The following is a 269-nucleotide window of genomic DNA, read 5'->3' on the forward strand; positions in this document are numbered from 1 at the left end:
GATGTCGGGTCGACGTTGCAGCAACGCAGAAGGCACGCCGGTGGGGATGTTGGGCAGATAAGATATCGCATAGGATGGGGGCATGCTGAAACTTGACGCGGGCACGCCAATCAACGTCGCGATTGCGTGTTCATAAAGTGCGCGGCGTGCACGGATGTCAGATTCGGTCGCACGCGCTGAATCGAGTTGTGTCTGCGCGCGGGATACGTCCAGATCGGAAGCGATGCCCCCTTGGCGCCGACTCTCGGTCAATTGCAACGCATGCTGGT

Annotated in this window: 1 pseudogene; it reads right to left on the reverse strand. The window is 59.5% G+C overall.

The features are described 5' to 3' along the window. A pseudogene (locus SB771_RS34700) lies at window positions 1-269 on the reverse strand (RND transporter); the annotation flags it as partial.

The organism is Burkholderia sp. SIMBA_051 (assembly GCF_046534915.1).
GTDB lineage: Bacteria > Pseudomonadota > Gammaproteobacteria > Burkholderiales > Burkholderiaceae > Burkholderia > Burkholderia ambifaria.